This window comes from Halovivax sp. (assembly GCA_007119345.1).
Taxonomy (GTDB): Archaea; Halobacteriota; Halobacteria; order Halobacteriales; family Natrialbaceae; genus Halovivax.
Genome location: SKPV01000198.1, coordinates 1 through 23,103 on the forward strand (window position 1 = coordinate 1; position 23,103 = coordinate 23,103).

The 23,103-nt window shown below is 68.7% G+C and carries 16 protein-coding genes and 1 tRNA gene; 6 read left to right on the forward strand and 11 right to left on the reverse strand.

What is annotated here, in order from left to right; all coding sequences use genetic code 11:
• Positions 1 to 128: 128 nt before the first annotated feature.
• From rpoB to QZT59_RS13385, 3 genes are read right to left on the reverse strand one after another with little or no spacing between them, the layout of a single operon-like run.
• Positions 129 to 1,961: a DNA-directed RNA polymerase subunit B gene (rpoB, locus tag QZT59_RS13375; protein ID WP_290817245.1), complete on the reverse strand. Its 1,833-nt coding sequence runs from the start codon at positions 1,959 to 1,961 to the stop codon at positions 129 to 131.
• A gap of 1 nt (position 1,962) precedes the next feature.
• Positions 1,963 to 3,531: a DNA-directed RNA polymerase subunit B'' gene (locus QZT59_RS13380; RefSeq protein WP_290817248.1), complete on the reverse strand. Its 1,569-nt coding sequence runs from the start codon at positions 3,529 to 3,531 to the stop codon at positions 1,963 to 1,965.
• Positions 3,531 to 3,758 (reverse strand): DNA-directed RNA polymerase subunit H, encoded by a 228-nt coding sequence (locus QZT59_RS13385; RefSeq protein WP_290817250.1) that lies wholly within the window; start codon positions 3,756 to 3,758, stop codon positions 3,531 to 3,533. Before QZT59_RS13385 ends, QZT59_RS13380 begins: the two co-directional genes overlap by 1 nt.
• Before the next feature lie 336 nt (positions 3,759 to 4,094).
• Between QZT59_RS13385 and QZT59_RS13390 the strand changes: the two genes are divergently transcribed.
• Both QZT59_RS13390 and QZT59_RS13395 read left to right on the forward strand, forming a co-directional pair.
• A tRNA-Asp gene (locus tag QZT59_RS13390) sits at positions 4,095 to 4,167 on the forward strand.
• Positions 4,168 to 4,546: 379 nt separating this feature from the next.
• Positions 4,547 to 4,972 (forward strand): group I intron-associated PD-(D/E)XK endonuclease, encoded by a 426-nt coding sequence (locus QZT59_RS13395; RefSeq protein WP_290817253.1) that lies wholly within the window; start codon positions 4,547 to 4,549, stop codon positions 4,970 to 4,972.
• 307 nt (positions 4,973 to 5,279) lie between these two features.
• Here the strand turns inward: QZT59_RS13395 and QZT59_RS13400 are convergent, their stop codons facing one another.
• Positions 5,280 to 10,475 carry a hypothetical protein gene (locus tag QZT59_RS13400; protein WP_290817256.1) on the reverse strand — a complete coding sequence of 1,732 codons (5,196 nt, stop codon included), beginning with the start codon at positions 10,473 to 10,475 and terminating at the stop codon, positions 5,280 to 5,282.
• A 794-nt stretch (positions 10,476 to 11,269) separates the two neighbouring features.
• Between QZT59_RS13400 and QZT59_RS13405 the strand changes: the two genes are divergently transcribed.
• On the forward strand, positions 11,270 to 13,387 hold the full coding sequence (locus tag QZT59_RS13405) for a bacterio-opsin activator domain-containing protein (protein ID WP_290817260.1): 2,118 nt from the start codon (positions 11,270 to 11,272) through the stop codon (positions 13,385 to 13,387).
• Positions 13,388 to 13,648: 261 nt separating this feature from the next.
• On the opposite strand, the gene QZT59_RS13410 is transcribed toward QZT59_RS13405, so the two are convergent.
• The 4 genes from QZT59_RS13410 to QZT59_RS13425 form a co-directional block, all read right to left on the reverse strand.
• Positions 13,649 to 14,380, reverse strand: coding sequence for a protein-L-isoaspartate O-methyltransferase (locus QZT59_RS13410; protein WP_290817263.1), 732 nt, complete (start codon positions 14,378 to 14,380; stop codon positions 13,649 to 13,651).
• Between the two features lie 153 nt (positions 14,381 to 14,533).
• A complete protein-coding gene (locus tag QZT59_RS13415; protein ID WP_290817266.1) occupies positions 14,534 to 15,187 on the reverse strand; it encodes a protein-L-isoaspartate(D-aspartate) O-methyltransferase in 654 nt (217 codons plus the stop codon).
• A gap of 28 nt (positions 15,188 to 15,215) precedes the next feature.
• The gene (locus QZT59_RS13420) at positions 15,216 to 15,875 is read right to left on the reverse strand and encodes an HVO_0476 family zinc finger protein (protein ID WP_290817276.1); all 660 of its coding nucleotides are present in this window, start codon (positions 15,873 to 15,875) and stop codon (positions 15,216 to 15,218) included.
• 218 nt (positions 15,876 to 16,093) lie between these two features.
• Positions 16,094 to 17,059 (reverse strand): aminopeptidase, encoded by a 966-nt coding sequence (locus QZT59_RS13425; protein WP_290817286.1) that lies wholly within the window; start codon positions 17,057 to 17,059, stop codon positions 16,094 to 16,096.
• A gap of 265 nt (positions 17,060 to 17,324) precedes the next feature.
• Here QZT59_RS13425 and QZT59_RS13430 point away from each other — a divergent pair, with 265 nt between their 5' ends.
• The 3 genes from QZT59_RS13430 to QZT59_RS13440 all read left to right on the forward strand — a co-directional run bounded on the left by QZT59_RS13430 (position 17,325) and on the right by QZT59_RS13440 (position 19,950).
• The gene (locus QZT59_RS13430) at positions 17,325 to 18,299 is read left to right on the forward strand and encodes a phosphatase PAP2 family protein (protein WP_290817289.1); all 975 of its coding nucleotides are present in this window, start codon (positions 17,325 to 17,327) and stop codon (positions 18,297 to 18,299) included.
• Between the two features lie 152 nt (positions 18,300 to 18,451).
• Positions 18,452 to 19,465, forward strand: coding sequence for a type II glyceraldehyde-3-phosphate dehydrogenase (locus tag QZT59_RS13435; protein WP_290817292.1), 1,014 nt, complete (start codon positions 18,452 to 18,454; stop codon positions 19,463 to 19,465).
• Positions 19,466 to 19,554: 89 nt separating this feature from the next.
• Positions 19,555 to 19,950, forward strand: coding sequence for an Hsp20/alpha crystallin family protein (locus tag QZT59_RS13440; RefSeq protein ID WP_290817295.1), 396 nt, complete (start codon positions 19,555 to 19,557; stop codon positions 19,948 to 19,950).
• Between the two features lie 132 nt (positions 19,951 to 20,082).
• Here the strand turns inward: QZT59_RS13440 and QZT59_RS13445 are convergent, their stop codons facing one another.
• The 3 genes from QZT59_RS13445 to QZT59_RS13455 form a co-directional block, all read right to left on the reverse strand.
• Positions 20,083 to 20,958 (reverse strand): RimK family alpha-L-glutamate ligase, encoded by an 876-nt coding sequence (locus QZT59_RS13445; protein WP_290817298.1) that lies wholly within the window; start codon positions 20,956 to 20,958, stop codon positions 20,083 to 20,085.
• A 233-nt stretch (positions 20,959 to 21,191) separates the two neighbouring features.
• The gene (locus QZT59_RS13450; protein WP_290817301.1) at positions 21,192 to 21,725 is read right to left on the reverse strand and encodes an NUDIX domain-containing protein; all 534 of its coding nucleotides are present in this window, start codon (positions 21,723 to 21,725) and stop codon (positions 21,192 to 21,194) included.
• A gap of 460 nt (positions 21,726 to 22,185) precedes the next feature.
• A complete protein-coding gene (locus QZT59_RS13455; protein WP_290817304.1) occupies positions 22,186 to 22,716 on the reverse strand; it encodes a 50S ribosomal protein L16 in 531 nt (176 codons plus the stop codon).
• Positions 22,717 to 23,103 lie beyond the last annotated feature (387 nt).

Consider the following 23,103-nt stretch of genomic DNA (forward strand, 5'->3'; position numbering starts at 1 on the left):
GGGAAGCCGTCGTCGTCGTAGGTGTCCGCGGTGATGATCTTCGTCGCGCTCATCTCCCGGTACTCCTCGGGCTCCATGAGCCCGAAGTTGATCGATCCGATGTCTTTGGGTGTGGTGTGTCGCATGAGTTAGACGGCGTCCGTCAGTTCCAGTCGCGGCGCGATGCCGAGGGCTTTCATCTCGTCGAGCAAGAGCTTGAACGCGTAGCTCATCTCGATCTCGTGGATGTCGGTCTCCTCGTCGCAGTTCGGGCAGTAGACCCGGCGTTGCTCGATGTTCTCGACCGCCGACATCCCGCAGTTGCCACAGACGTGGATGAACTCGCGGTCGGACTCGTCGAGCAGCCGTTCTTTCAGGGTGAGCGCGGCGCCGTGGCCGATGAACACGTCGCGCTCCATCTCGCCGATCCGCAGGCCGCCCTCGCGGGCGCGTCCCTCCGTGGGCTGGCGGGTCAGCACCTGCACCGGCCCGCGCGAGCGAGCGTGCAGCTTGTTCGAGACCATGTGGTACAGCTTCTGGTAGAAGATCACGCCCACGAAGATCTCGGCCTCGATCTTCTCGCCGGTGACGCCCGAGTACATCACCTCCTTGCCCGCGGAGTCGAATCCGGCATCCTCGAGCCCGCCTCTGAGTTCGTTCTCGTCCTCGCCCAGGAACGGCGTTCCGTCGACGCGTCGCCCCTCCATGGCGCCGAGCTTCCCGCCGATCATCTCGAGGATGTGCCCGACGGTCATCCGCGAGGGCAGCGCGTGCGGGTTGACGACGAGGTCCGGAACCACGCCCTCTTCGGTGAACGGCATGTCCTCCTGCGGGGCGAGGTGGCCGACGACGCCCTTCTGGCCGTGGCGGGACGCGAACTTGTCCCCGAGTTCGGGAATGCGTTCGTCGCGCACCGAGACCTTCGAGAGCTTCGAGCCGTCCTCGCCTTCCATCAGCGTGACCGTGTCGACGACGCCCGACTCGCCCGAGCGCATCGTGACGCTCGTCTCGCGGCGCTTCTGGGGCGAGAGGCCGCCCATGTCGTCCGGTTCCTCGAGGAACCGGGGCGGGCTGGTCTTGCCCAGCAGGACCGAGTTCTCGTCGACCGGCGTCTCGGGGTTGACGAGGCCGTCCTCGTCGAGGTGGGCGTAGGCTTCCTCGCCGCGGGCGCCGCGGACGTCCTGGCTCGGGATCTCGAAGCGGTCCTCCTGGCCGCCCGGGTACCGGCGTTCCTCGCCCTCGTAGGTCCGGAAGAAGTGCGAACGGGCGAGCGCGCGCTCGACCGACGCCTTGTTCATGACGAGGGCGTCCTCGATGTTGAACCCCTCGTAGCTCATCACGGCGACGACGAAGTTCTGGGCGGCCGGCCGGTCGTCGAAGCCGATCTGCTCGGTCGTCTGGGTCTTGACCATCGAGAGCTGGGGGTAGTGCAGCAGGTGCTGGCGCGTGTCCGGCCGAATCCGGTAGTTCGCGGCGGGCAGTCCCAGCGACTGCTTGATCATCCCCGCGCCCATCGTGATCCGCGGACTCGCGTTGTGCTCGGGGTAGGGAATCATCCCCGCGCCGATGCCGAAGATCAGCTGCGGATCGATCTCCAGGTGGGTGTGGTCTTCGTTCAGTTCGTCCTCGTCGACGGCGACGTAGATGTCCTCTTCCTCCTCGGCGTCGATGAACTCGATGTAGCCGTGGTCGACGAGGTCCTCGAAGTCGAGGTCGCCGTCCTCGAGGGCGTCGATCTCCGCCTCGGAGATGCGGGGTTCGCCGTCGTCGACGACGATCAGCGGCCGGCGGGCCCGGCCGGCGTCGGCGTTGACGATCACCTCGCGCGTGCGATCTTTCACCGAGACGTTGACCATCTCGCTGACGTCGCCCACGCGGCGCGCTTCGCGGATCTGTTCGGCCAGCTCGTGCGGGTCGGGGTGGGTACCCACCAGCGACCCGTTCACGTACACCTTCGCCTCTCGTTGTTGTTGACTCGCCATGTTAGTCGTCCGCCGGGGTTCGCTCGGGTCGTTCGAGGCCAGGGATGCCCTGGACCCCCATCGACGCCAGTTCTCGTTTGAGTTCCTGTTCGTCGGCGACGTTCTGTGAGAGCTCCATCGCCTGCGCGAAGTTCTTCACCAGGCCGCAGTTGGGACCCTCCGGCGTCTCGGAGGGACAGATGCGACCCCACTGGGTCGCGTGCAGGTCCCGCGCCTCGAAGTGCGGTTGCGAGCGGGACAGCGGCGAGCGGAGCCGGCGCAGGTGGCTCAGCACGCCCATGTAGTCGGTCCGGTCGACCAGCTGGCTGACGCCGGAGCGGCCGCCGACCCAGTTGCCGGTCGCGATCGGGTGTTCGAGTCGCTCGGTCAGCACGTCCGAGCGGACCACCGTGTTCACCGAGAGGTTCCGGTTGCGCATGTTCGCCCGCTCGAGCTGGTACTTGACGTCCCTCGCGAGCTTGTTCAGCGCCGTCCGGAAGAGGTCCTTCATCAGGTCGCCGCTGACCTTCAGCCGCTTGTTCGCGTAGTGGTCCTTGTCGTCGGCCTCGCGCCGCGCCAGCGCGAGTTCGAAGCAGGCCTCGGCCATCCGGCAGAGGTAGTGGGCCTTGTTGATCCGGACGTCCTCCTCGTCGACGCCGTCCTCGTGGAGGTGCGGGAGGAGGTAGCGGTCGATGACGTAGTTGGCCCGCTTGAGCTGGTAGTTTTTGCCCTGGCCGGAGGCGACGCGCTTGCCCAGCGCCTCGATGGCCTCCTCTTCGGTCTGGACCTCGGCTTCCTCCAGGTTCTCCAGCATGTACTTGACGATCTCGGGGTCGTTCGAGACCTTGTGGACGATCTCCTCGTCGCTCTCGAGCCCGAGTGCGCGCACGAGCGTGACGAAGTTGATCGAGCCCGACACCGACGGGAAGGAGACCTCGAGCAGGCCGTTCCGGGTCCGCTCGCAGAGCACCAGCGCGCGGTAGCCCCGGCGCTGGGAGAACGTCTTCGCGACCTGGATCTCGTCGCCGTACTTGGTGTCGTACTCCGCCAGAATCTTGTTCGGCGCCAGGTCTTCGCTCGTCATCAGCACCCGCTCGGAGCCGTTGACGATGAAGTAGCCGCCGGGATCGGCGGGGTCCTCGCCGATCTCGATCAGCTCCTCGTCGGAAAAGCCCGCGATGTTACACTTCTCGGAGCCGACCATGATCGGCATCCGGCCGATCTTCGTCTCGGTCTGGTCGACCACCCGCTGGTCGCCCTCCTCCCCCTTCACGATGGCCATCTCCATGAACACGGGCGCGGAGTAGGTGATGTTTCGCAGCCGGGCCTCCTGGGGGTAGAGCAGCTCCTCGCTGCCGTCGGCTTCGCGCACGCGCGGCGTGACGACGCGAACGTCGCCGAGTTCGACGTGGACGGGCTCTTCGCCCTCCTTGTCGCCGATGTCGGTGTCGATCGTCTCCTTCTCGTCGACGACCCGCTGCATGCCGCGATTGAGGAAGGCGTTGAACGACCGGAAGTGGTGCTCCGCCAGTCGCTCCTGGGAGAAGTACTCCCGCGAGATGTCCCGACGGAGGTCCCTGTCGAGCGACATCAGTCCACCACCAGTCGGTACACGACGGCCTGGTCGGTCGTTCGCGAGTCGCGGACGATCTCGATCACGTCACCGAGCTCGGCTTCGTCGGGGAGCGCGGGATCCGTCCGCTTGATTTTCGGCAGGTCTGTGCGGTCGATATCGTACTCGTCGAGCACCGTCTCGACCGTCGCGTCGTCGAGGACGTTGTGCTCGGGCACGAGTTCGTGGGTACTTACGTCTACCATGTGTGGGTCAGGGGCTGGCTGTCGGCTACCGGAAGAGAAATGGCTGTCACGAGATACTACAGGCAGTTATCGGCCCGGGCCATTTAACGGTTTCTAACTGGCCTCGGGTAGCGCAGCTACCGGATCGGGCGGACCCGTCGGGAGCTGCCGTTCACACGTGGAGGTACCCTGTTATCGTATATATCCCTTTGGGCGAGCCGCGAGCGAACGGACGAGCCCGCCGTAGCGAGTCGCTCCGCGTCGGGCGGATCGCGCCGCCGACTGTCTCGCCCTCTCGTACCACACCCGCCCCGATTGGAAAGCCTTATAATTACAAACCGGATACGTGGAGATGCAGCCCGGGTGGTGTAGTGGCCCATCATACGACCCTGTCACGGTCGTGACGCGGGTTCAAATCCCGCCTCGGGCGTTTCTCCGATTTCATCTCCGTGAGCAGCGAGCCTGCTCGCTTCGAACATCCGAAATCGGAGAACGGCGAACGAGGGATTTGAACCCTGGAAGTCACAGCCCGGAACGGCGCGAAGCGCCGCGTGCCCGGACCGTCTTCCTCTGGTTCAAATCCCGCCTCGGGCGCGTTCTCGAAATTCGAGTGCTCGCGACCAGCAGACTGGTCGTTCGGGGGTTTGAATTTCGAGAAGTGGACACAGCGGGTTTTGAATCAGGGAGCAGCTCCGCTGCGACCGGGGTTCAAATCCCGCGTTGGGCGCTCCGTGAAGAACTACTTCGTGAGGGGTCGCTCGATTCCGAGCCGATCGTTCAAACGTGATGACGCGACAGAAACCTGTACGATGAATTCGAAACAGGTTGGAGACGTCACGGAGGTCCGAATACTGTCTCGGTTGATCACTGAGGGGTATTCCGTCTCGACACCGTACGGTGACAACGATCCGTACGATCTGCTCGTCGATACGGGATCGTCGATCCGCAAGGTGCAATGCAAGACGGGGTGGATAGAAGGCGAAGTCGTTCGATTCAAAACCGCGAGCAAGACGACTCGAGACGGTCGGGTGGCGATGGTCGATTATGACGAGGCAATCGATGTATTTGCCGTCTACTGTAACGAGCGAGACGAGTATTATTGGGTACCGGTCGAGGACGCTGGTTCGAAGAGCACGTACCTCAGGGTGAACGAACCCGATATCGACCATCCACGCGTTAATCGGGCCGCCGAATACGCGTTCGCCAATCGGTTACCTCGAATCGTCGACGGGTGATTCGCAGCTACTCTTATCGTAAGTAAGTCACTAACGACCAGAAGAAAGCGCTCCGGGATTATGATCTGACAGTTCGGTGATGGGACAGGAGTTGACGTGCCCGGGATGAACGTCCTCGTACGTCTCGAGGCGGTTCGGCCCGCAACGAGGACAGCCCGTTCATCCTCGTTACGGGCAGGGAAGCGAGAATATCGCACCCCAAGCTGACGACGACACCCGAGTGAATTCGCCGAAGTGCCACTACAGTTATCGGGCTCGTCGAGGTGCACGGGAGTGACGATCCTTCAGGTACGCCGTTCGACGAAACCTACGTCACCCCAACCGACCTCACCATCGATCCGACCGAGCCGGGCGGCTCCGTCACCTCGACGGTCGTCGACGCCTGATCGTCGGCGGTGCGGACGGTGAGCTGGAGGTCGCCGACGTCGTCCCCGAACGTCGGCACCTCGACGACGAGCTGACCCGTCTCGCCGGGTTCGAGCGCGAACACGTCGGCGGCGACGGCCTGGTCCGCGCCGACGTCGAGGGTGACCTCGCCCTCGCCGGCGGCCTCGCCCTCGTTGGTCACCTCGGCGACCACCTCGAACGACGCGCCAGCCTCGACCGATTGTGGCGCCTCGAGGCTCGTCACCGCGAACGCCGGCTCGCCGGGCTCCTCAACGGCGACCGACGTCGACGCCCCGTCGTCGGCCGTCAGCACCGCGACCTCGAGCGTCCCGACGTCGCCCTCGTCGGTCGGGACGTCGAACGTCACCGTGGTCCCCTGGCCGGCGTCGAGCTGGACGGGCTCCGCGGCGATCGTCTGCCCCGCGACCTCGAGGGCGACCTCGCCCTCACCGGGCGCGTCACCGACGTTCTCGATCGCCGCCGCGACCTCGATCCATTCGCCCGCCTCCACGGTCTGCGGGACCTCGAGGTTCGTCACCCCGAACGCCGGCTCGCCCGGCTCCTCGACGGTCACGGAGGCGGCGGCCGCGTCGTCGGCCGTCACCACCGCCACGTCCAGGGTCCCGACGTCGCCCTCGTCGGTCGGGACGTCGAACGTCGCGGTCGTCTCCTCGCCCCCGTCGAGCTGGATCGACTCGCTCGCGACCTGCTGACCCGCGACCTCGAGGACGACCTCCTGCTCACCCGTCGCATCGCCCACGTTCTCGATCGCCGCGGCGACCCCGATCGGCTCGCCCGCCTCCACGGCCTCGGGCGCGTCGACGTTCGTCACCGCGAACGCGGCCGGCTCCTCGATCGGGACCGTCACGGCGTCGGAACCGTCTTCGGGCGCGGCGACGTCGGGATCGTCGATCCGGACCGTCAGGTCGACGTTGCCGGCGTCCTGGGGCGCGTCGAAGGACAGCGCGAGCGTCGTCGACTCGCCGGGGCCGAGCGCGACGGACTCGTCGGCGAGGCCCTCCTGCTCGCCGGCGTCGAGGACGACCGGCGCCTCGCCGGCGCCGGTGCCGCGGTTCGTCACCTCGACGCCGAGCTCGATCGACTCGCCCGGTTCGACGCTCTCGGGTGCCTCGACGATCGAGACGGCGAACTCGGGGGTTACCGCAATCTGCGCGCGGTCGGCGACGGGGTCGCCGTCCCCGTCGAGGTACGGAGCATCCTCGGCCCCGTCCATGGCGACGAATTCGAACTCCCCGGTGTCGGTGTCATCCTGATGTGCCACCGCCACGAGGTCGTGCTCACCCGGTTCCAGCGCCTCCGCCTCGAACTGGGCGCCCGGAACGTCCGTGTAGAGCGCCAGCTCCACGTCCTCGTGTGCCCCGGAGTCGAGGCGCTCGGAGACGCCGAGGATGCCCCCGTGATCGACCTCGCCGGCGGCCGCGTCCACCGCCCCGTCCTCGTAAACGGCGACGAACCCGCCCTCGGACAGCTCGACGGACTCGACGATCACCGTCGCGCCGTCGGATTCTTGGTCGGGGAACGTCAACGCCGCCGTCGGCACCTCCTCGAGGGCGTACTCGATCTCCTCGGTCGCGAGCGGGTCCCCGTCGGCGGCGGCGCGGACACTGACTTCGACGACCGCGTCGTCCTCGGTCGGTGGCTCCAGATCGATGGTGAGATTCTGGACCGTCTCGTCGGCCTCGAATCCCTGGCTCTCGACAACTTCGTCCCCGTATCGCGCCTCGACGTAAAAAGCCTCGTCGGCGAACGCACGCTCGACGGTCAGGGTCTCGCCGTCGCCGGCCTGGTCGCTCACCTCGAGCTCCGCGGTGCGTTCGACCGGCTCCTCGACGGTGTAGCGGATCCCGGTCGTCTCGAGGTCCTCGTCGTCCGCCGCGGCCACCACGGCGACGGTGACGTCGACGTCGTCGTCGATCGGCGGCTCGAGGTCGAGCGTGAGATTCTGGACCGTCTCGTCGGCCTCGAACGGCTCGGTCGCCACGGCCTCGCCGTCGTAGCGCGCCTCGACGACGTACTCGACGTCGGCGGTCACCCGGTCGACGGTCAGCGTCTCGCCCTCGCCGGTCTGGTCGGGTGCGTCGAGTTCCGCGGCGCGTTCGACCGGCTCCTCCTCGACGACGTACTCGATCACGGTCGTCTCCAGCGCTTCGCCGTCCTCGGTGGTCTTCACGGCGACGGTGACGTCGACGTCGGCCTCCAGCGGCGGCACAAGGTCGAGCGAGAGGTTCTCGACCGTCTCGTTCGCCTCGAACGGCTCGGTCTCGACGATCTCGCCGTCGTAGGACGCCTCGACGTAGTACTCCTCGCTCGCGCTCGCACGATCGACGGTCAGCGTTTCGCCCTGACCGGTCTGGTCGGTCACGTCGAGCTCCGCGGTACGCTCGATCGGCACCTCGACCGTGTAGCGGATCTCCTCGGCGGCCAGCTCCGCGTCGTCTTCGGCGGCCCGGACGGAAACGTTCACGTCGACGTCGGCCTCCAGCGGCGGGTCGAGCTCGAGCGTCAGGTTCTCGATCGCCGTGCCCGCGTCGAACGGCTGGCTCCGGACCGTCTCGCCGTCGTAGGACGTCTCGACGTAGAAGTCGACGTCCGCGGTAGCCCGGTCGACGGAAAGCGTCTCCCCGTCGGCGGTTCGGTCGGTCGCGACGAGTTCGGCGGTCGGTTCGACCGGCGCCTCCTCGACGGTGTACTCGATATCGGTCGCCTCCAGGTCCTCGCCGTCCTCGACGGCGCGGATGGCCACCTCGACGTCGGCGTCGTCCTCGAGCGGCGGATCGAGATCGACGGTGAGGTTGCCGACCGTCTCGCCCGCCTCGAACAGTTCGCTCTGGACGATATCGCCGTCGTAGCGGGCCTCGACGTAGTACTCGACGTTGGCGACCGCGGAGTCGACGGTCAGCGTCTCGCCGTCACCGGCCAGGTCGTCGACGCCGAGGTCCGCCGTGCGTTCCTCGGCGACGGTCGCGGTGACCACGTCCGCGATCGGCTCGCCGCCTTGCCGGACGTACGGCGGGTCGTCCTCGCCGTCGGTCGCGACGTAGTCGAACTGGCCGTCGTCGTCGACGTCGTGGTAGGCGACGGCGACGAGGTCGTGCTGTCCCGGGCCGAGCGCGTCGTCGTCGAACTCGACGCCTGGAACGTCCGCGAACAGGGTCACCGTCACGTCCTCGTGGTCGCCGGGGTCGAGATACTCGGAGACGCCGATGACGCTGTCGACGCGCTCGCCGTCCTGCCAGCCCGCGTCGTGGACGGCCACGAAACCGCCCTCCGAGAGCGACACGTCGTCGATCGTTACCGCCGTGCCGTCGGTCGTCCGCTCGGCGGCGACGGTCACCGTCGCCTCGCCGTCGACGGTCTCTTCCTCCGCGGTCCGATCGACCGCGCTCGCGTCCGCGCGCTCTCGGACGTCCGCCTCGCGGTCGAGGCCGGCCTCGGCCGTCCCCCGGGTGGTGTCCGCGGCGGTGCGCTCGCCGATCCGCTGGACCTGCTCGACGGTGACCCGCTGGTCCTGAATCGCCTTCGCGACCGCCGGACAGGTCGCCGCGGCCGATCGCTGGATCTGGGCGACCGTCACGCGCTGCTCCTGGGCGGCCGACAGCGACCCCTTCGAGGCGCCGCGCGCGATCGCCTGCACCTGGTGGACGTTCACCGTCTGCGTCTGCTTTACGGCGCCTTTCGCCGCGCCTCGAGAGGCGGCCTGGATCTGTTTCACGTCGACGATCTGGTGCTGCTTCGCCGACTCGACGGCGCCCAACGCGGCGCCGCGGGCCGCGTGCTGGACCTGGGTGACGTCCACCGTCTGCTTCTGGACGAGCGCGCCCTTCGCCGCGCCGTCCGCCGCGGACTGGATCTGCTCGATCGTGGCCTCCTGGCTCTGGTGGATCGCACCCGTCGCGGCGCCGCGGGCGGCTTTCTGGATCTGCGTGATCTCGACGTGCTGGATCTGCGTGATCGAGAGCGCGCCCTTCCCGGCCCCGCGGGCCGCGACCTGGGTCTGCTCGACCGTCACCGCCTGCTTCTGGTCGAGCGCGCCCTTCGCGGCGCCCATGGCGGCCTTCTGGACCTGCTTGATGGTCACCCGCTGTTCCTGGTCGATCGAGACGCGCTGTTCCTGCGTCCCCTCGAGGACGCCCGCAGCCGCCCCGGCGGCGGCGTGTTGGATCTGTTCGACGGTGATCTCCTGGCGCTGGGCGACGTGCTGGCGCGGGCTCGCCCGCTCGTCTTTCTTCGCGTCGAGCGCGCCGTGGGCCGCACCCTGGGCTGCCTCCTGGATCGGTCCGACGCGGTCGATCCCCTTCTCGCCGGCCGCGTGGGCGGCGCCGGCCGCGGCGCCGCGAGCCGCGCGCTGGAGCTGCTCGACGGTCACTTCCTGGCGCTGGTCGAGGGCGCCGTGGCTGGCGCCCCACGCGGCGTTTTGCACCTGTTTCACGTCGGCCGTCTGGTGCTGGCTCAGTGCCCCGGCCGCACCGCCGAGCACCGTCTGCTGCAGCTGCGCGACGGACACCGACTGGTGCTGGACCGCCGCGTCCTCCTGGTGGTGAACCGCCGCGTCGTCGGGATACCGAGCCGCCGCGTCGTGGCCGGCTCGCTCGTCCTGCAGCAACGCGCCGTGGACCGCACCGGTCGCCGCGCCCTGGATCTGCTCGACGGACGCGTCCTGGTACTGCGTCGTCGCCGCCACGGCGCCCGCCTTCGCGGCCATCCGTTGCGTCTGGGTGACGGTCACGCCCTGCTCCTGGGCGAGTTCGATCCCCTTCTCGGCGCCGGTTATCGCGGCGTCGCGATCCGCATCGGAGCGCGAATCCGCCGGCGGGTCGTCGGCTCCCGGGTTCTCTTCGAACGTGACGATCTCGACTTCTTCGGCCGCGTCGACGCTCGAGACCGACGGACCGCCGGCCTCGGCGTTCGGGATCGCGTTCGCTCCGCCGACGGACGCCTCGGAGGCGATCGACTCCGACTGACTCGCCTCGTCGGGGCCGAGGGCGGGGCCACCGCCGACCGACAGTCCGGCGGCGCTCGCGAGCATACCCACGACGGCCGCGCCGACGAGCAACCCGAAGAGGACGCGTCTCGCCCGGGATGGGACCCGCCTCATCGGCGATCGGTGACGGCGGGTCGGAGGGCGTTCGCCGGCGAGGCGAGCGCTTCGCGCCCTGACGTCCTCGTTTTGCGCGGTACTTCGGGCACCGTACAGGAGTGAATCATCCCGCGGGAAGACCGCCAGACCGGTCAAAAACGACCCCGATCGTTCGGTCGGGTAACCGTCCGTTCGGTCACAAGTGTCCAGATCCCTGGAGCCGGCGGGATCGACCGGTTCGCATTCCTGCCGCCGCGCGGGAGGGGACGGCCGCCGCGAGTATGGGGACGGTCGAATCGTCGCCAGGTCCAGAGGGGCGGGTCCGCTCGCCAGGACCCGTCGCGAGGAAAACGCCGAAGGCGACGTCGCCGAGACCGAGCTCGCGATCACGGTCGCAGAGACTCTCGCTGGCGGTCGCCGACAGCCGCTCGGGCGGACGCCATCGTTCATAGAACGTTCGGGATCGATTCTCCAACCGCAGGGACGCGTTCTCCCGCGCTCGGGACCGTTTCGGCGGACCGTAATTCGTCGTTCCTGGCGGGCGGCTTACGAAGTAACATCAGATTGACGGTCGCCGCGCGGCTGGATCGGGCCGGTTGCGATGGGACGGGCGGCGGCGATCGCGGTCCTCGACCGGCGGCTCCTCGGTCCGAACGTCAGTGGGCGTGAGGGAAGCGGGACGGACCGTCACTCGGCTGAATCTAAACGGATAGATGGCGAAGGATCGCCCGGTAACATCCCTTAAAATATTAGTAGCCCCGAGACAGTGAGTCGACAACGACCGATCGGACGGCCGATCGCACGCAGGAACCATGACCGACGCCGTCTCCGTCCTCCTCGTCGACAACGAGCCCAGTTTCGCCGAGCTCGCGGCCGAGATGCTCGTCCGCGTCGACGACACGCTCGACGTCACGACCGTCACGAACGCGGACGAGGCGCTGGGAACCGTCGAGAAGTCGACGGTCGAGTGCATCGTCAGCGACTACGACATGCCGGGAATGAACGGACTCGAGCTCCTCGAGGCGGTCCGGACCCGGAACGAGGACCTGCCGTTCATCCTCTTTACGGGCAAGGGTAGCGAGGAGATCGCCAGCGAGGCGATCGCCGCCGGCGTCACCCAGTACCTCCAGAAGAAATCCGGGCGCGAACAGTACACGCTGTTGGCGAACCAGATCCGCAACGCGGTCTCCCAGTACCGCACGGAGACCGAGCTGCGCGAGAGCGAGCGCCGCCACGAGCGGACCCTGACGGTCCTCCACGAGACGACCCGCGACCTGATGCGAGCGGGGACGAAAGAGGAGATCTATCGGGCGGCCGTCGACACCGCCGGCGACATCCTCGACGTGCCGATCGTCGCCACCTACGGCTTCGATCCGACGGACGGCGTGCTCAGATACGCGGCCGCGACGGAGCGGACGGCGGAGGCCCTCGATCCGGAGCGCAGCTTCGAGCGCGGCGAGGGGCTCGTCTGGGAGGCATTCTCGGGAGGTGAAGCCGCCTACTACGAGGACGTGCGCGCCGAGATCGAGGGCGATCCGGAGACGCTCAGCCGCAGCGAGGTGATCGTCCCCCTCGGCACCCACGGCGTGCTCGTCGCCGGGAGCGAGCAGGCCGGCGGCTTCGACGAGACGATGATCGAGCTGATCCAGATTCTCGCGGCGAACACCGAAGCCGCCCTCGACCGCGCCGAACGCGAGCAGCTGCTTCGCGAGCACGACCGCACCCTTACGCGCAAGAACGAGGAACTCACCCGGCTCAACCACACCAACGAGCTCGTCAGGGAGATCACGCGCGGCGTCGCGCAGGCGACGACCCGCGAGGAGATCGAACGGACCGTCTGCGAGCGCCTCACCGACGCGGAACGATACCTCTTCGCCTGGATCGCCCCCGAGCGGGATCCGTCGGCGCCGAAGTCCGGGGCGGCCGTCGACGCCACCTACGTCGACCGGATCCGCGACGACGGCGAGGCGGCCCCCGAGGCACGCCTGGTCCGGCGAGCGCTCGCGGACGAGCGCGTTCACGTCGTGCGGAACGTCCTCGACGACCGGGAGTGGGAGCCCCGCCGGGCGGAGGCGCTGACCCACGGCTTTCAGACCGTGATCGCGGTTCCGCTGACCGGCCGCGAGCGCCGGTACGGCGCGCTCGTCGTCCACGCGGTGGCGACCGACGCCGTCACGGAGAGCGAGCGCGAGGTGCTCGCGGAACTGGGCGAGACCATCGGCCACGCGATTCGGTCGGTCGAGCGCACGCGCGCGATGGTAACGGACGAGCGGGTCGAACTCGAGCTCGCCTGCGCCGACGAACGTCTCCTGTTGAATCGACTCTCGATCGCGGCCGACGGGCCGGTCACGCTGGCGGGGATCCTCGAGCGCGAACAGGGGCGCGTCGTCTGCTTCGTCGGCGTCGACGACCCGCCGCTCGACGAGCTGGTGGCGCTCGACGACGCGTGGACCGCCGTCGACCGCGTATCCGTCGTCTCCGAGAGCGACGACGCGGCGCTGCTCGAGGTGAGTGTCGAGACGACGCCGTTTCTCGAGGTCTGTCGCGAGTACGACGCGCGAGTGCTCGACGCGGAGTCCGTCGAGGGGACCGCGACCGTCACGCTCCAGGTTCCCCAGCGGGTCGACGCCCGATCGCTCGTCGAGACGATCCGGGACGGCTACCCCGACACGGAGCTCGCGGCGCGGCGGGAGACGAGTCGGCGACGCCCGACCGGGCGACTCGACCGACAGGTCGAGGAGCGCTTGACGGCGAAGCAGTTCGAGGCGCTCCAGGCCGCCCACTACAGCGGCTTTTTCGACTGGCCGCGCGAGAGCACCGGCGAGGAGCTCGCGGCGACGCTCGACGTCTCGCCGCCGACGTTTCACTACCACCTGCGCGCCGCCGAGCGCAAGCTGGTCGATCTGGCGCTCGAAGGAAGGTCTAATTAATTAGTGTTGGGTTTCGGACATACACAAACGGTTAGAAGGTATTTTTAACATCCCGCAGTCCATACCAACGGGTGGCGATTCGAAGCGGACTGTCGCCACCCACCCCCCACCCCCCAATCCCTTACTGTCGACCCCCACCCGACAGCGGTCAGCACGTCCGGCGGTAGACGGCGCGTGACGCTCCCATCCCTGCGGCGGCGCGTGACGCTCCCAGAATACCCATCTCGAGGCCGGCGTTCGCACCCGCGATCCGCCGAGTGATCACTCCCAATCGATCCAGTCCAACTCCCAGCCCCGGCGCCGGTCGGCCCGCCGGCGCGCGTATTCGACGTCCTCGCGGGCGGTCCGGTTGCGTTCGATCGCGCCCGTCTGCTCGCCGTCGACGAGCAGCGGGTCGAACGAGACGCGTCCCAGTTCCTCCCTCGAGCCCTCCGCGGAAACGACGGCGAGGTGCTGTCGGTGCGCGCCGAGCGGGATCACGAGCCGGCCGCCGGGAGCCAGTTGTTCCAGGAGGGGGCGCGGCGGCTCGACGGCCGCGGCCTCGACGAGAATCCGATCGAAGGGCGCGTACTCGGGAAGTCCGCGGGAGCCGTCCCGACAGTCGATGAGGACGCCCTCGTAGCCGGCGCCCGCGAGGTTCTCGCGGGCCGCGTACACCGCCGGCCGGGCGATGTCGACGGCGTGGACGTTCGTCTCGCCGGCGAGCTCGGCGGCGACGGCCGCGGTGTAGCCTACCCCGGCGCCGACGACGAGCACCGAGTCGCCCGGCTCCGGCGAGAGCGCCTGGAGCAGCCTGGCGGCGACGCTGGGCGAGAGGACGCGCGTTCCGAGCACCTCGTGATCGCGGTCCGCGTAGGCCGTCCGCCGGTCGTCGACGAACTCGTGTCGAGGAACCTCCCGCATCGCGACCGCGACGGCGTCGTCCCGGAGGACCGCCTTCGTCTCGTGCTGGAGGCTGTCGACCATGTCCTCCCGGAGCACCGCGGGATCCATACCCGCGCTATCCGGTCGACGGTAATCAATGGCGCGCTTGCGCGGATTCGCCCGACGGCGTCGTGGCGTCGCGAGGTGGGCTCGACCGACCGGTCGTCGTGTCGGTGGGTCCGCGCGCGGCTTCCCGTATCGCCGGATCACGCCGCCGAGGGGTCATCCGCGCATGCGGACGAACCTGACCGCCCCGTGCTCGCTCCGGTCGAGGCCCCCGTCCGATCGCTTGTCCGCGTGCACGAGCGTCTGGGCCGCGGTCCCGATCGGGGCGAGCAGCCGACCGCCATCGCTGACTTGCTCGACCATCTGGGCGGGGAAGTCGGTGGCCGCGCAGGTCAGGTAGGCCGCGTCGTACGGCGCGCGTTCCGGCCAGCCCTCGCGGCCGTCCCCGGCGCGGACGCCGATGTCCTCGTAGCCGAGTTCCGCGAGCGTCTCGCGGGCCGACTCGGCGAGCGCCTCGCCGTACTCGACGCTGCAAACGTGTTCGGCCCCGACGAGTTCGGCCGTCACCGCCGCGTGGTAGCCACAGCCGGTGCCGATCTCGAGCACCCGATCGCCCGGATCGAGCTCGAGGAGGTCGGCCATGATCGCGACCATGTGCGGCGCGCTGATCGTCTGGCCGTCGCCGATCGGGAGCGGCCGGTCCTCGTAGGCGCTCGCCCGTCGACCCTCGGGGACGAACTCGTGGCGAGGGACGGCCGCCACCGCCTCGAGGACCCGGTCGTCGTCGACGCGGCGAGCCAGCCGCTCGGTCATGCGCTCGCGAGCCGCCTCGAAGTCGGCGTCGCCGTCGTCGGAGCCGAAGAACCTCATGGATTCGACGGGATTCGGGGTCGCGGACTCACCAGGCGGACCAGGCCGAGGACGTCTCGTCCCAGGCGTAGACGCGCTTCGCGTCTTTCGCGAGGACGACGTCGCCGTCCATCTCGTAGCGGTCGCGGTCGTAGCCCCGGGCGTCGTCGCGGACGACGACGGCGTCGATCGTGAACTCGTCGTCGCCGAACGTCTCGGTCGAGTCCACCTCGAGCTCGTAGTCGCCGGGGACGCGGATCGTCGTGCTGCGACTGTCCTCGCGGGAACCGTCCTCCGGGTGGATGGTGACGTTGACCGCCACGTTGTCGACTTCCCGCGTCCAGACGGTCTCGATCTCCTCGGCCGGCGCCTCCTCGACGCGGCGCTGCTCGCCGACCTCCACGCTGGTCACGCGCACCGTCGCCAGCACCGCCTCCGTCTCGAGGAGGAACTCGTCGCCCTCGGCGACGGTCTCGGCTTCGGGCGTCGTCACGTTCGCGGTGAAGGACTCGCCGCCCTGCGAGACGACGACGTCGAGGGTGACCTCCCGCTCGTCCGCGGGCTGAACCTTGTGGACGTGGCCGCACTCCGAACAGCGAACCGTCACCGAGCCGCCGCCCGGCGAGAGGACCTCGTGGACCGTCTCGAGTTCCGGCGAACACGACGGGCACGGAACCGCGAGGCGGTCCTGTTCCTGCGTATCACTCATGGCCGGCGATACACGCTACGCGCGTAAAAGGGGAGTGGACGGCATCGACGTCGGTGGACCGACCGACGCCGGTACCCGACGAGCACACTCGGTGGACGCGGGACGCGTCACGTCCGCACCTCTCTCGGCTTCGCCGCTCGCCCTTTCGCGGAACTGCGTTCCGCGCCCGCGCCGCTCACTCACTCCGCGGAAGTTTCACTTCCGCGCCGTCTCACGGCCTATCGGCCGTTCGACATCGGGAGGTCTACGACCTCCCCGTCCGCCTCGACCGTCGCGTCGCGGATGATGCCGTCCAGGTGGATCGGCGCCTCGGTGTCGCCGCCGATGCCCATGTCGTCACCGATGGCGATGTGAACGGTGCCGCCGGCTTTCTCGTCGAGCAACACCGACCCCACGAGTTCCGCGACGGCGACGTTAGTTCCGATGCCGAGCTCCGCGAGGTTGTACGCCGCGTCGCCGACCTCCTCGGCGGCGGCCTCGACGGTCTCGCGGATCTCGTCGTCGGAGATGCGCGTGACGAGGCCGTCTTCGACCTCGAACTCGAGGGTCTGGCCCTCCTCCAGGAGGCCGTGCGGGCGCATGGTGCCGTCGACGACGTAGGTGCCGTCGGCCGTCTCGGGGCTGACGAACACCTCGCCGGCCGGCAGGTTCGACATCTCGCCGGGCTCGTGGACGATCCCGGTGTCGGCCAGCCACTCGCGGTCGCCGATGCCGAACGTGATATCGGTGCCGCCGGAGCTCGTGACCCGGACGTCGTCGGCGTCCGCGACCTGTTTCAGGACGTCCTCGCAGTGGGCCGCGATCGCCTCGTAGTCCGCGTCCAGCCCCGCGGTGAACACCTCGGCAGTGATTCCGGGGAGCGTCGCGACCCGGGCGCCGGCTTCGTTCGCCTCGCCGCGAGCGCGGGTGTGGCTGAGGCTCTTGGTCGTCGGCGCCAGGACGACGTCGGCGCCGGCCATCGCCGCCGCGACGGGCGCCGGCGGCTCGCCGCCGTGGGTCTCCCCCGGCGGGTAGCGAGCGATCACCGCGTCGTCCGTGATCTCGCTCGCGACCGCGTAGAGCGCCTCGCCGATCGGCCGACGCTCGTCGTCGGTGACGATCGTACAGGACTCGTCGGCCCGGAGGTTCAGACACTGCTCGATCGCGGTCGTCGCCGGGGCCTCGAAGTCGGCGTCGTTCGACATACGCCACGCTCGGACCGACTGCGTGAAAGGTGTTGCTTTCGCCGCGTACGATGCTCCGGCGCCCACGATACTCCACGGCGGGCGACCGCGTACGATGCTCCGGCGCCCACGATGTTCCACCGTATCCGACCGCCCGCGACGCTCCTGCGGGAGCCAGCGGTCGATAGCCGGACCTCGACGATAGCCGGACGTCGAACCGATCCGAGGATCTGAAATTCCCGGGGCAATAGCTCTTTGTAGGTCGACACCCACCCGCGAAACAGGAATGGTTCGCTCGACCGTGGACGACCTGCTGTTCGACGAGTCGACGAACGAAGCGCTCAGGAACGAACTCCCCGAGGCCGTCGTCTCGTTTCTCGAGGTGGCGACCCACCTCGGCGACGGGGTGACGCTCATCGTCTTCGGGACGCTGCTCTACTGGTTCGGCGGCGAGGACGACCAGCGCAAGCGGGCGCTCGTCATCGGCATCGGACTGGGCGCGCTGGCCCTCAGCGCCGGCATGAAGGGGATCTTCGCGGCGCCCCGGCCGGAGCTGGCGTTCACGCCCGCGGAGTATCCGGGATACAGCTTCCCGAGCGCGCACGCTCTCGGCGCGGCGGCGTTTTACGGCGGACTCGCCGCCGTCGCGGACACCGGCAGTCGGTTCCAGCGGTACCTGCTCGCGGGCGTCGTCATCTTCCTCGTGGCCTTCTCGCGACTCGTGATGGGCGTCCACTACCTCGGCGACGTGGTCGTCGGCGTCGTCGTCGGACTGGCGTTCGTCGCCGTCGTCGTTCGATCACCGGACCCGGAACCGGGCACGCTCTTCGCGCTCTCCGGCGCGATCGCCGTCCTCGCCTTCCTGCTCGGCTCGACGTACTTCGTGACGCTGACGATCGGCGCTTCGATCGGCGCGCTCATCGGCTGGCGGTACACGACGGTCCGTCCGTCGAACGCCAGGGGAGCCTCGCTGTTGGTCCTCGGCTACCTCCTCATTCCGCCGCTGATCGTCCTCCGCTGGTGGTCCCCCTCGCTGCCCGGTCGGTCGGACATCGCCTTCCTGGGATACGGCGCGGACGTCGTCGGCACGGGCGTCGAGATCGTCGGCTACGCGATCGCGACGGCCGTCATCCTCGCGGTGCCGGTGATCGGGGCGCGAGCCAACGACTGGCCCCAGGTGGTCTGGCTCCAGGAGACGCTGCCGTTCCGCGGCCGGCGGCTCGACCCCGAGCAGGTCGAAGAGTACTGGACGGAGGAGTGAGGGCGGTACGGACGACGGGGTCCGCCGACCGTCTGCAGATCGGTCCCGAGACGAGCCGCGATCGGGCGACCGAACCACTACTCCGAGCCGAGTGAAAACGGCGCGAGAAGGCTCGAAACGGTTATCCGCCTCGGTGGAAGAGTGCCCGATACATGATACAGGTCGCGATCAACGGCTACGGGACGATCGGCAAGCGGGTCGCGGACGCGGTGGGCGCCCAGCCCGACATGGAGGTCGTCGGGGTGGCGAAGACGCGGCCCAACTTCGAGGCGCGGACGGCGATCGACAACGGTTACCCGCTCTACGCCGCGATCGAGGAACGCGTCGGGCTGTTCGAGGAGGCCGGGATGGGCCTCGACGGGACCGTCGACGAGCTGGTCGAGGCCGCGGACGTCGTCGTGGACGCGACGCCGTCCGGCATCGGCGCCGAGAACCGCTCGCTCTACGAGGAGTACGAGACGCCGGCGATCTACCAGGGCGGCGAGGACGCCGACGTCGCCGACGTGAGCTTCAACGCCCGGTCGAACTACGAGGACGCCGTCGACGCCGACCACGTCCGCGTCGTCTCCTGTAACACGACGGGGCTCTCGCGAGTGATCGCGCCGCTCGGCGAGACCTACGGCATCGAGAAGGTCCGGGCGACGCTCGTCCGCCGCGGCGGCGACCCCGGCCAGACCGGTCGGGGCCCGATCAACGACATCCTGCCGAACCCGGTCACCGTCCCCTCCCACCACGGGCCCGACGTGAACACCATCTTTCCCGACCTCGACATCGACACGCTCGGGATGAAGGTGCCCGCGACGCTGATGCACATGCACAGCCTCAACGTCACCCTCGAGGCGGCCGTCGACGCGGCCGACGTGCGCGACCTGCTCGCCGGGGAGTCCCGGCTCTTCCTGATCCCCGAATCGTTCGCCATCGACGGGAGCGGCAAGCTGAAGGAGTACGCCCTCGACGCGGGTCGACCCCGCGGCGACCTCTGGGAGAACTGCATCTGGGAGGAATCGATCTCGACCGAGGGTCGCGATTGCTACCTCTTCCAGGGAATCCACCAGGAGTCCGACGTCGTCCCCGAGAACGTCGACGCGATCCGCGCGATCACCGGCGCGGCCGACGCCGCCGAGAGCGTCGAGACGACCGACGAGTCGATGGGCGTCGGGTTCTGAGGGGCCGTACGCTCCGCCGATCTCGTCGGACCGAGGCCGGCCGCGCCGCCGACAGAAGGTTTTTGCACCGGCGGGCGCTATTTCGGCTCATGAGACGAGACGACCGCGACGAGCCCTTCGACGACCTGTTTCGCGAGATCGAGCGGATGATGAACGAGATGATGAGCGGCGCCGACGTCGACTTCGAGTCCTCGACCAGCGTGGAGACCGGCTTCGGCGCCGACACGCACGTCGACATCCACGACGTCGAAGACGAGCTCCGCGTCGTCGCCGACCTGCCGGGCGTCGAGAAGAAAGACATCGAACTCGAGTGCGACGGAAAGACGCTCACCATCAGCGCCCGGAGCGACCACCGCGAGTACGACGAGCGCGTCTCGCTCCCCCGGCGGGTCAACGAGCACACCGCCAGCGCGACCTACAACAACGGCGTCCTCGAGGTCGTCTTCGAGCCCGCAGAGCACAGCTCCGACATCAGTCTCGAGTGAGTTGCGGTTCGTCTCGGCGTTCTCGCACCGTCCCGGCCCCTTCTCTCGACGCGTCACCAGCAGTTAGCGCCCCCGGGCGCCGTCACGTTCGCGGACGTCTCCCGATACCCGACGACGACGTTCCCGGCGCCCTCACGCCCCGTCGGCCGTCTCCTCGATCGCGTCCGCCAGCCGGTCGTAGAAGTCCGGTTCGTACTTCGTCGCCGCGTCGATGGTCGGCCGCGCGTTCGTCTCGGTGACGACGACCCGCTCGTCGGTGACCAGCAGGTCGACGCCGCAAAACGCGATCTCGAGCGTCCGGGCGGCGCCCTCGGCGATCTCCCGCCAGGCGTCGGGGAGTTCGACGCCGGTCGCTTCCGCGCCGCGGTGGACGTTGTGCTTCCACCGGCCCGCGGCGAGCGCGTCGTCCGGCAGCCGTCGCTCGACAGCGCCGACGTACGCGCCGTCGAGGACCATCACCCGGTAGTCGACCGCGTCGGGGAGGTACTCCTGGACCAGGAACGAACGGTCCCCCGTCGCCCGGTAGTCGTGGACGAGCGCGAGGTAGTCACAGATCCCGAGGAAGGTGTCGAGGTCGCCCGCCTTCGCGACCCCCACGCCGCGAGTGGTGGAGTTCGGCTTGACGACCACCGGCGGCTCGAACCGCTCGTAGACCGTCCGCAACTCGTCCTCGCCGACCGGGTTCGAGACGAAGACGGTCTCCGGGACGGCCGATCCCGCCCGGTCGAGCCGCGCGATCACGTCGGCCTTGTTCCGCGAGGTGAGGACCGCGTCGCGATCGTTGAGCCACGGGACGTCGAGCAGCGCGTCCGCCACGCCGCCTTCCATCAGGCGGCCGGGGTAGACGAACCCGGCGTCGAACTCGTCGGCCGACCACGGGGCCTCCTCGCCGAGCGGGACGGCGCGCTCGCTCACGGGGACGTGGCGAGCCCGGATCCCGCGCTCCCCGAGCGGCTCGCGCATCCGCTCGAACGTCTCCTCGGCGTTGGCGACCGCCAGTTCGATCATTCGTTCGCAACTCAGCGCGGGCGGGGACGTAAATTGCCACCATCTCGGCGGATACGTCGACGCTCGGTCGGCGCCGGGACGCATAGCCTTCCCGGGTCGGCGCCGGGACGCGTAGTCTGCCAGGGTCGGCGCCCGTCACGCGACGCTCAACCCGTCGCCCGTCACGCCTCGCCCGGGTCCTCACCTATCTCGCGTCACCCATCTCGCGTCGCCCGTCCCGGGCAGCGTCCCCGTCACTCGTCGCGGACTCGAGCCAGCACTCTGGCCACGAGTTCGCGTTCGAATACGTCGTCCGGGAGCTGTTCGAACCACTCGGCCCGCGCGATCGGCTCGCCGTCGACCCCCAGGTCGACCCCCGTCTCGGTCGCCTCTGGACGGGCCGCGAGCACGCAGACGCGGAATCCGGTTTGCTCGCCCTCGTGACGGACGACGTGCTCGACGACCGCGTAGGGTCGTCCGGGCGTCACGTCGACGCCGGTTTCCTCGCGAACCTCCCGCGTCAGTCCCTCCCGGAGCGATTCGCCCGGTTGCAGCGCGCCGCCCGGGAGTAGCCACCGCCCGTCCGCTTCGTGGTAGGCGAGGAGGACGCGGCCGGCCGAATCGACGACGGCCCCGACGGCGACCCAGCCCGCTCGAAACGCCTCCATCTCGCGGACCGCCGCGAACGCGTCGGGGTCGAGACGTTCGACCTCGCACTCGACGATCAGGTCGTCGTAGCGCTCCCGCGGGTCCGCGACGTCGGCGTATCCGTCGAACGCGCCGTCCATCGTTCGCGCGTTCGATCCGAAGAACGTTGAGCGTTCTGATGTGTCGGTAACGATGACGCTCTCGACCGGCCAGGGGCGCCCCGAGCGAACGCGAGACGGACCCGGTCCGGGGGAGGGGAGGAGAGGTGGTCACACCGGCACCGACCGCGAGTGAGCCGTCGCCGCGAACGAGCGAGCTGACGACCGACGTGGAGGGTCCGGGGCGGAGAACCCGGCGCGAAGCGGCGAGGAACGGCGATCGGCGAAGTCCCGAGCAACGAACGAAGCGAGGCGGTGTGCGTGATACGGAGCGAAGTGCGTTTCATCGGCGCCGTGCGGGATCTTCGATCCGGGAAGGCCGTCGGCACGTCGCACCGACTGCTCCAGGAGGCAGAGATCCACCGCCCTCCGGAAGAGCCTCGACGCTATCGACGGTATCGTCGAGATGCGCCGGAGAGGGGCCGCGGCGCAAACGGTCGATCTACGCGACGAGCTGCTCTTCGCCCTTCTCGACGACGATCCGGCACGGCGGCGTGATCTTGTTGTACGCCCGGCGGAGCGCGTCCTTCGCGAAGTCGGCGTCGTCGACGTCACACCAGATGGTGAAGATGCGGTCGCCGGCCGGAATGCGGGCGGCGGTGCCGACGATCTTGCCGAACGACTGGCGCATCCCGTCGGAGACGCGGTCCGCACCCGCCCCGGTCGCCTGCTTGTTCTCCCGGATGACGTGGTGGGGGAACTTTCGCAGGATCATCTTGTAGTTACCCTCGCCGGCGTTCTTGATCATGTGCCGGTTGGCGGACAGCCGGGAGGCCTCGAGCGAACCGTGGCGGATCTGGACCTCCTCTTCGGTGACGAGGCTGATCTGGACGGGGTAGTCGTCGGGTTCGGCGGCGACGTCGCCCATCTTGTGCTGTGCGATCTTCGACCCCGGGATGCCGGTGATGTACTCTCGTCGAGTGTACGCCGGCTTGCTGATGTCCCGGTACATCGAGGCGGGTTTGTCGGACATGGTTGTGATTACTTAGGCGAACCGAAGCCCACGGCGCGGATAAAGGCTTCGAACCGCGGATGTCCGGACGACCGTCAGGACGGCGCCGAGGCGGGTAGCGTGGACGAATCGTCGGTACGGGGTCCGCCGCCTGTACGGGCCCTCTGACGGTGCGAGGTCCGCTGACGCCACGGGGTCCTCCGTCGGTACGGAGTCCTCCGTTAGGGGAACGGAGGGGTACCGAGGGGAGGATGGAGTACGGTCCGGGCGGAGGGAAAATCGAGGCTCGAACGAACGGCCCCATCGCCGAAACTCGAACGAATGCCCCCGTCACCGAAACTCGAACGAACGCCCTCGTCGCCGAAACTCGAACGAACGCCCTCGTCGCCGAAACTCGAACGAACGCCC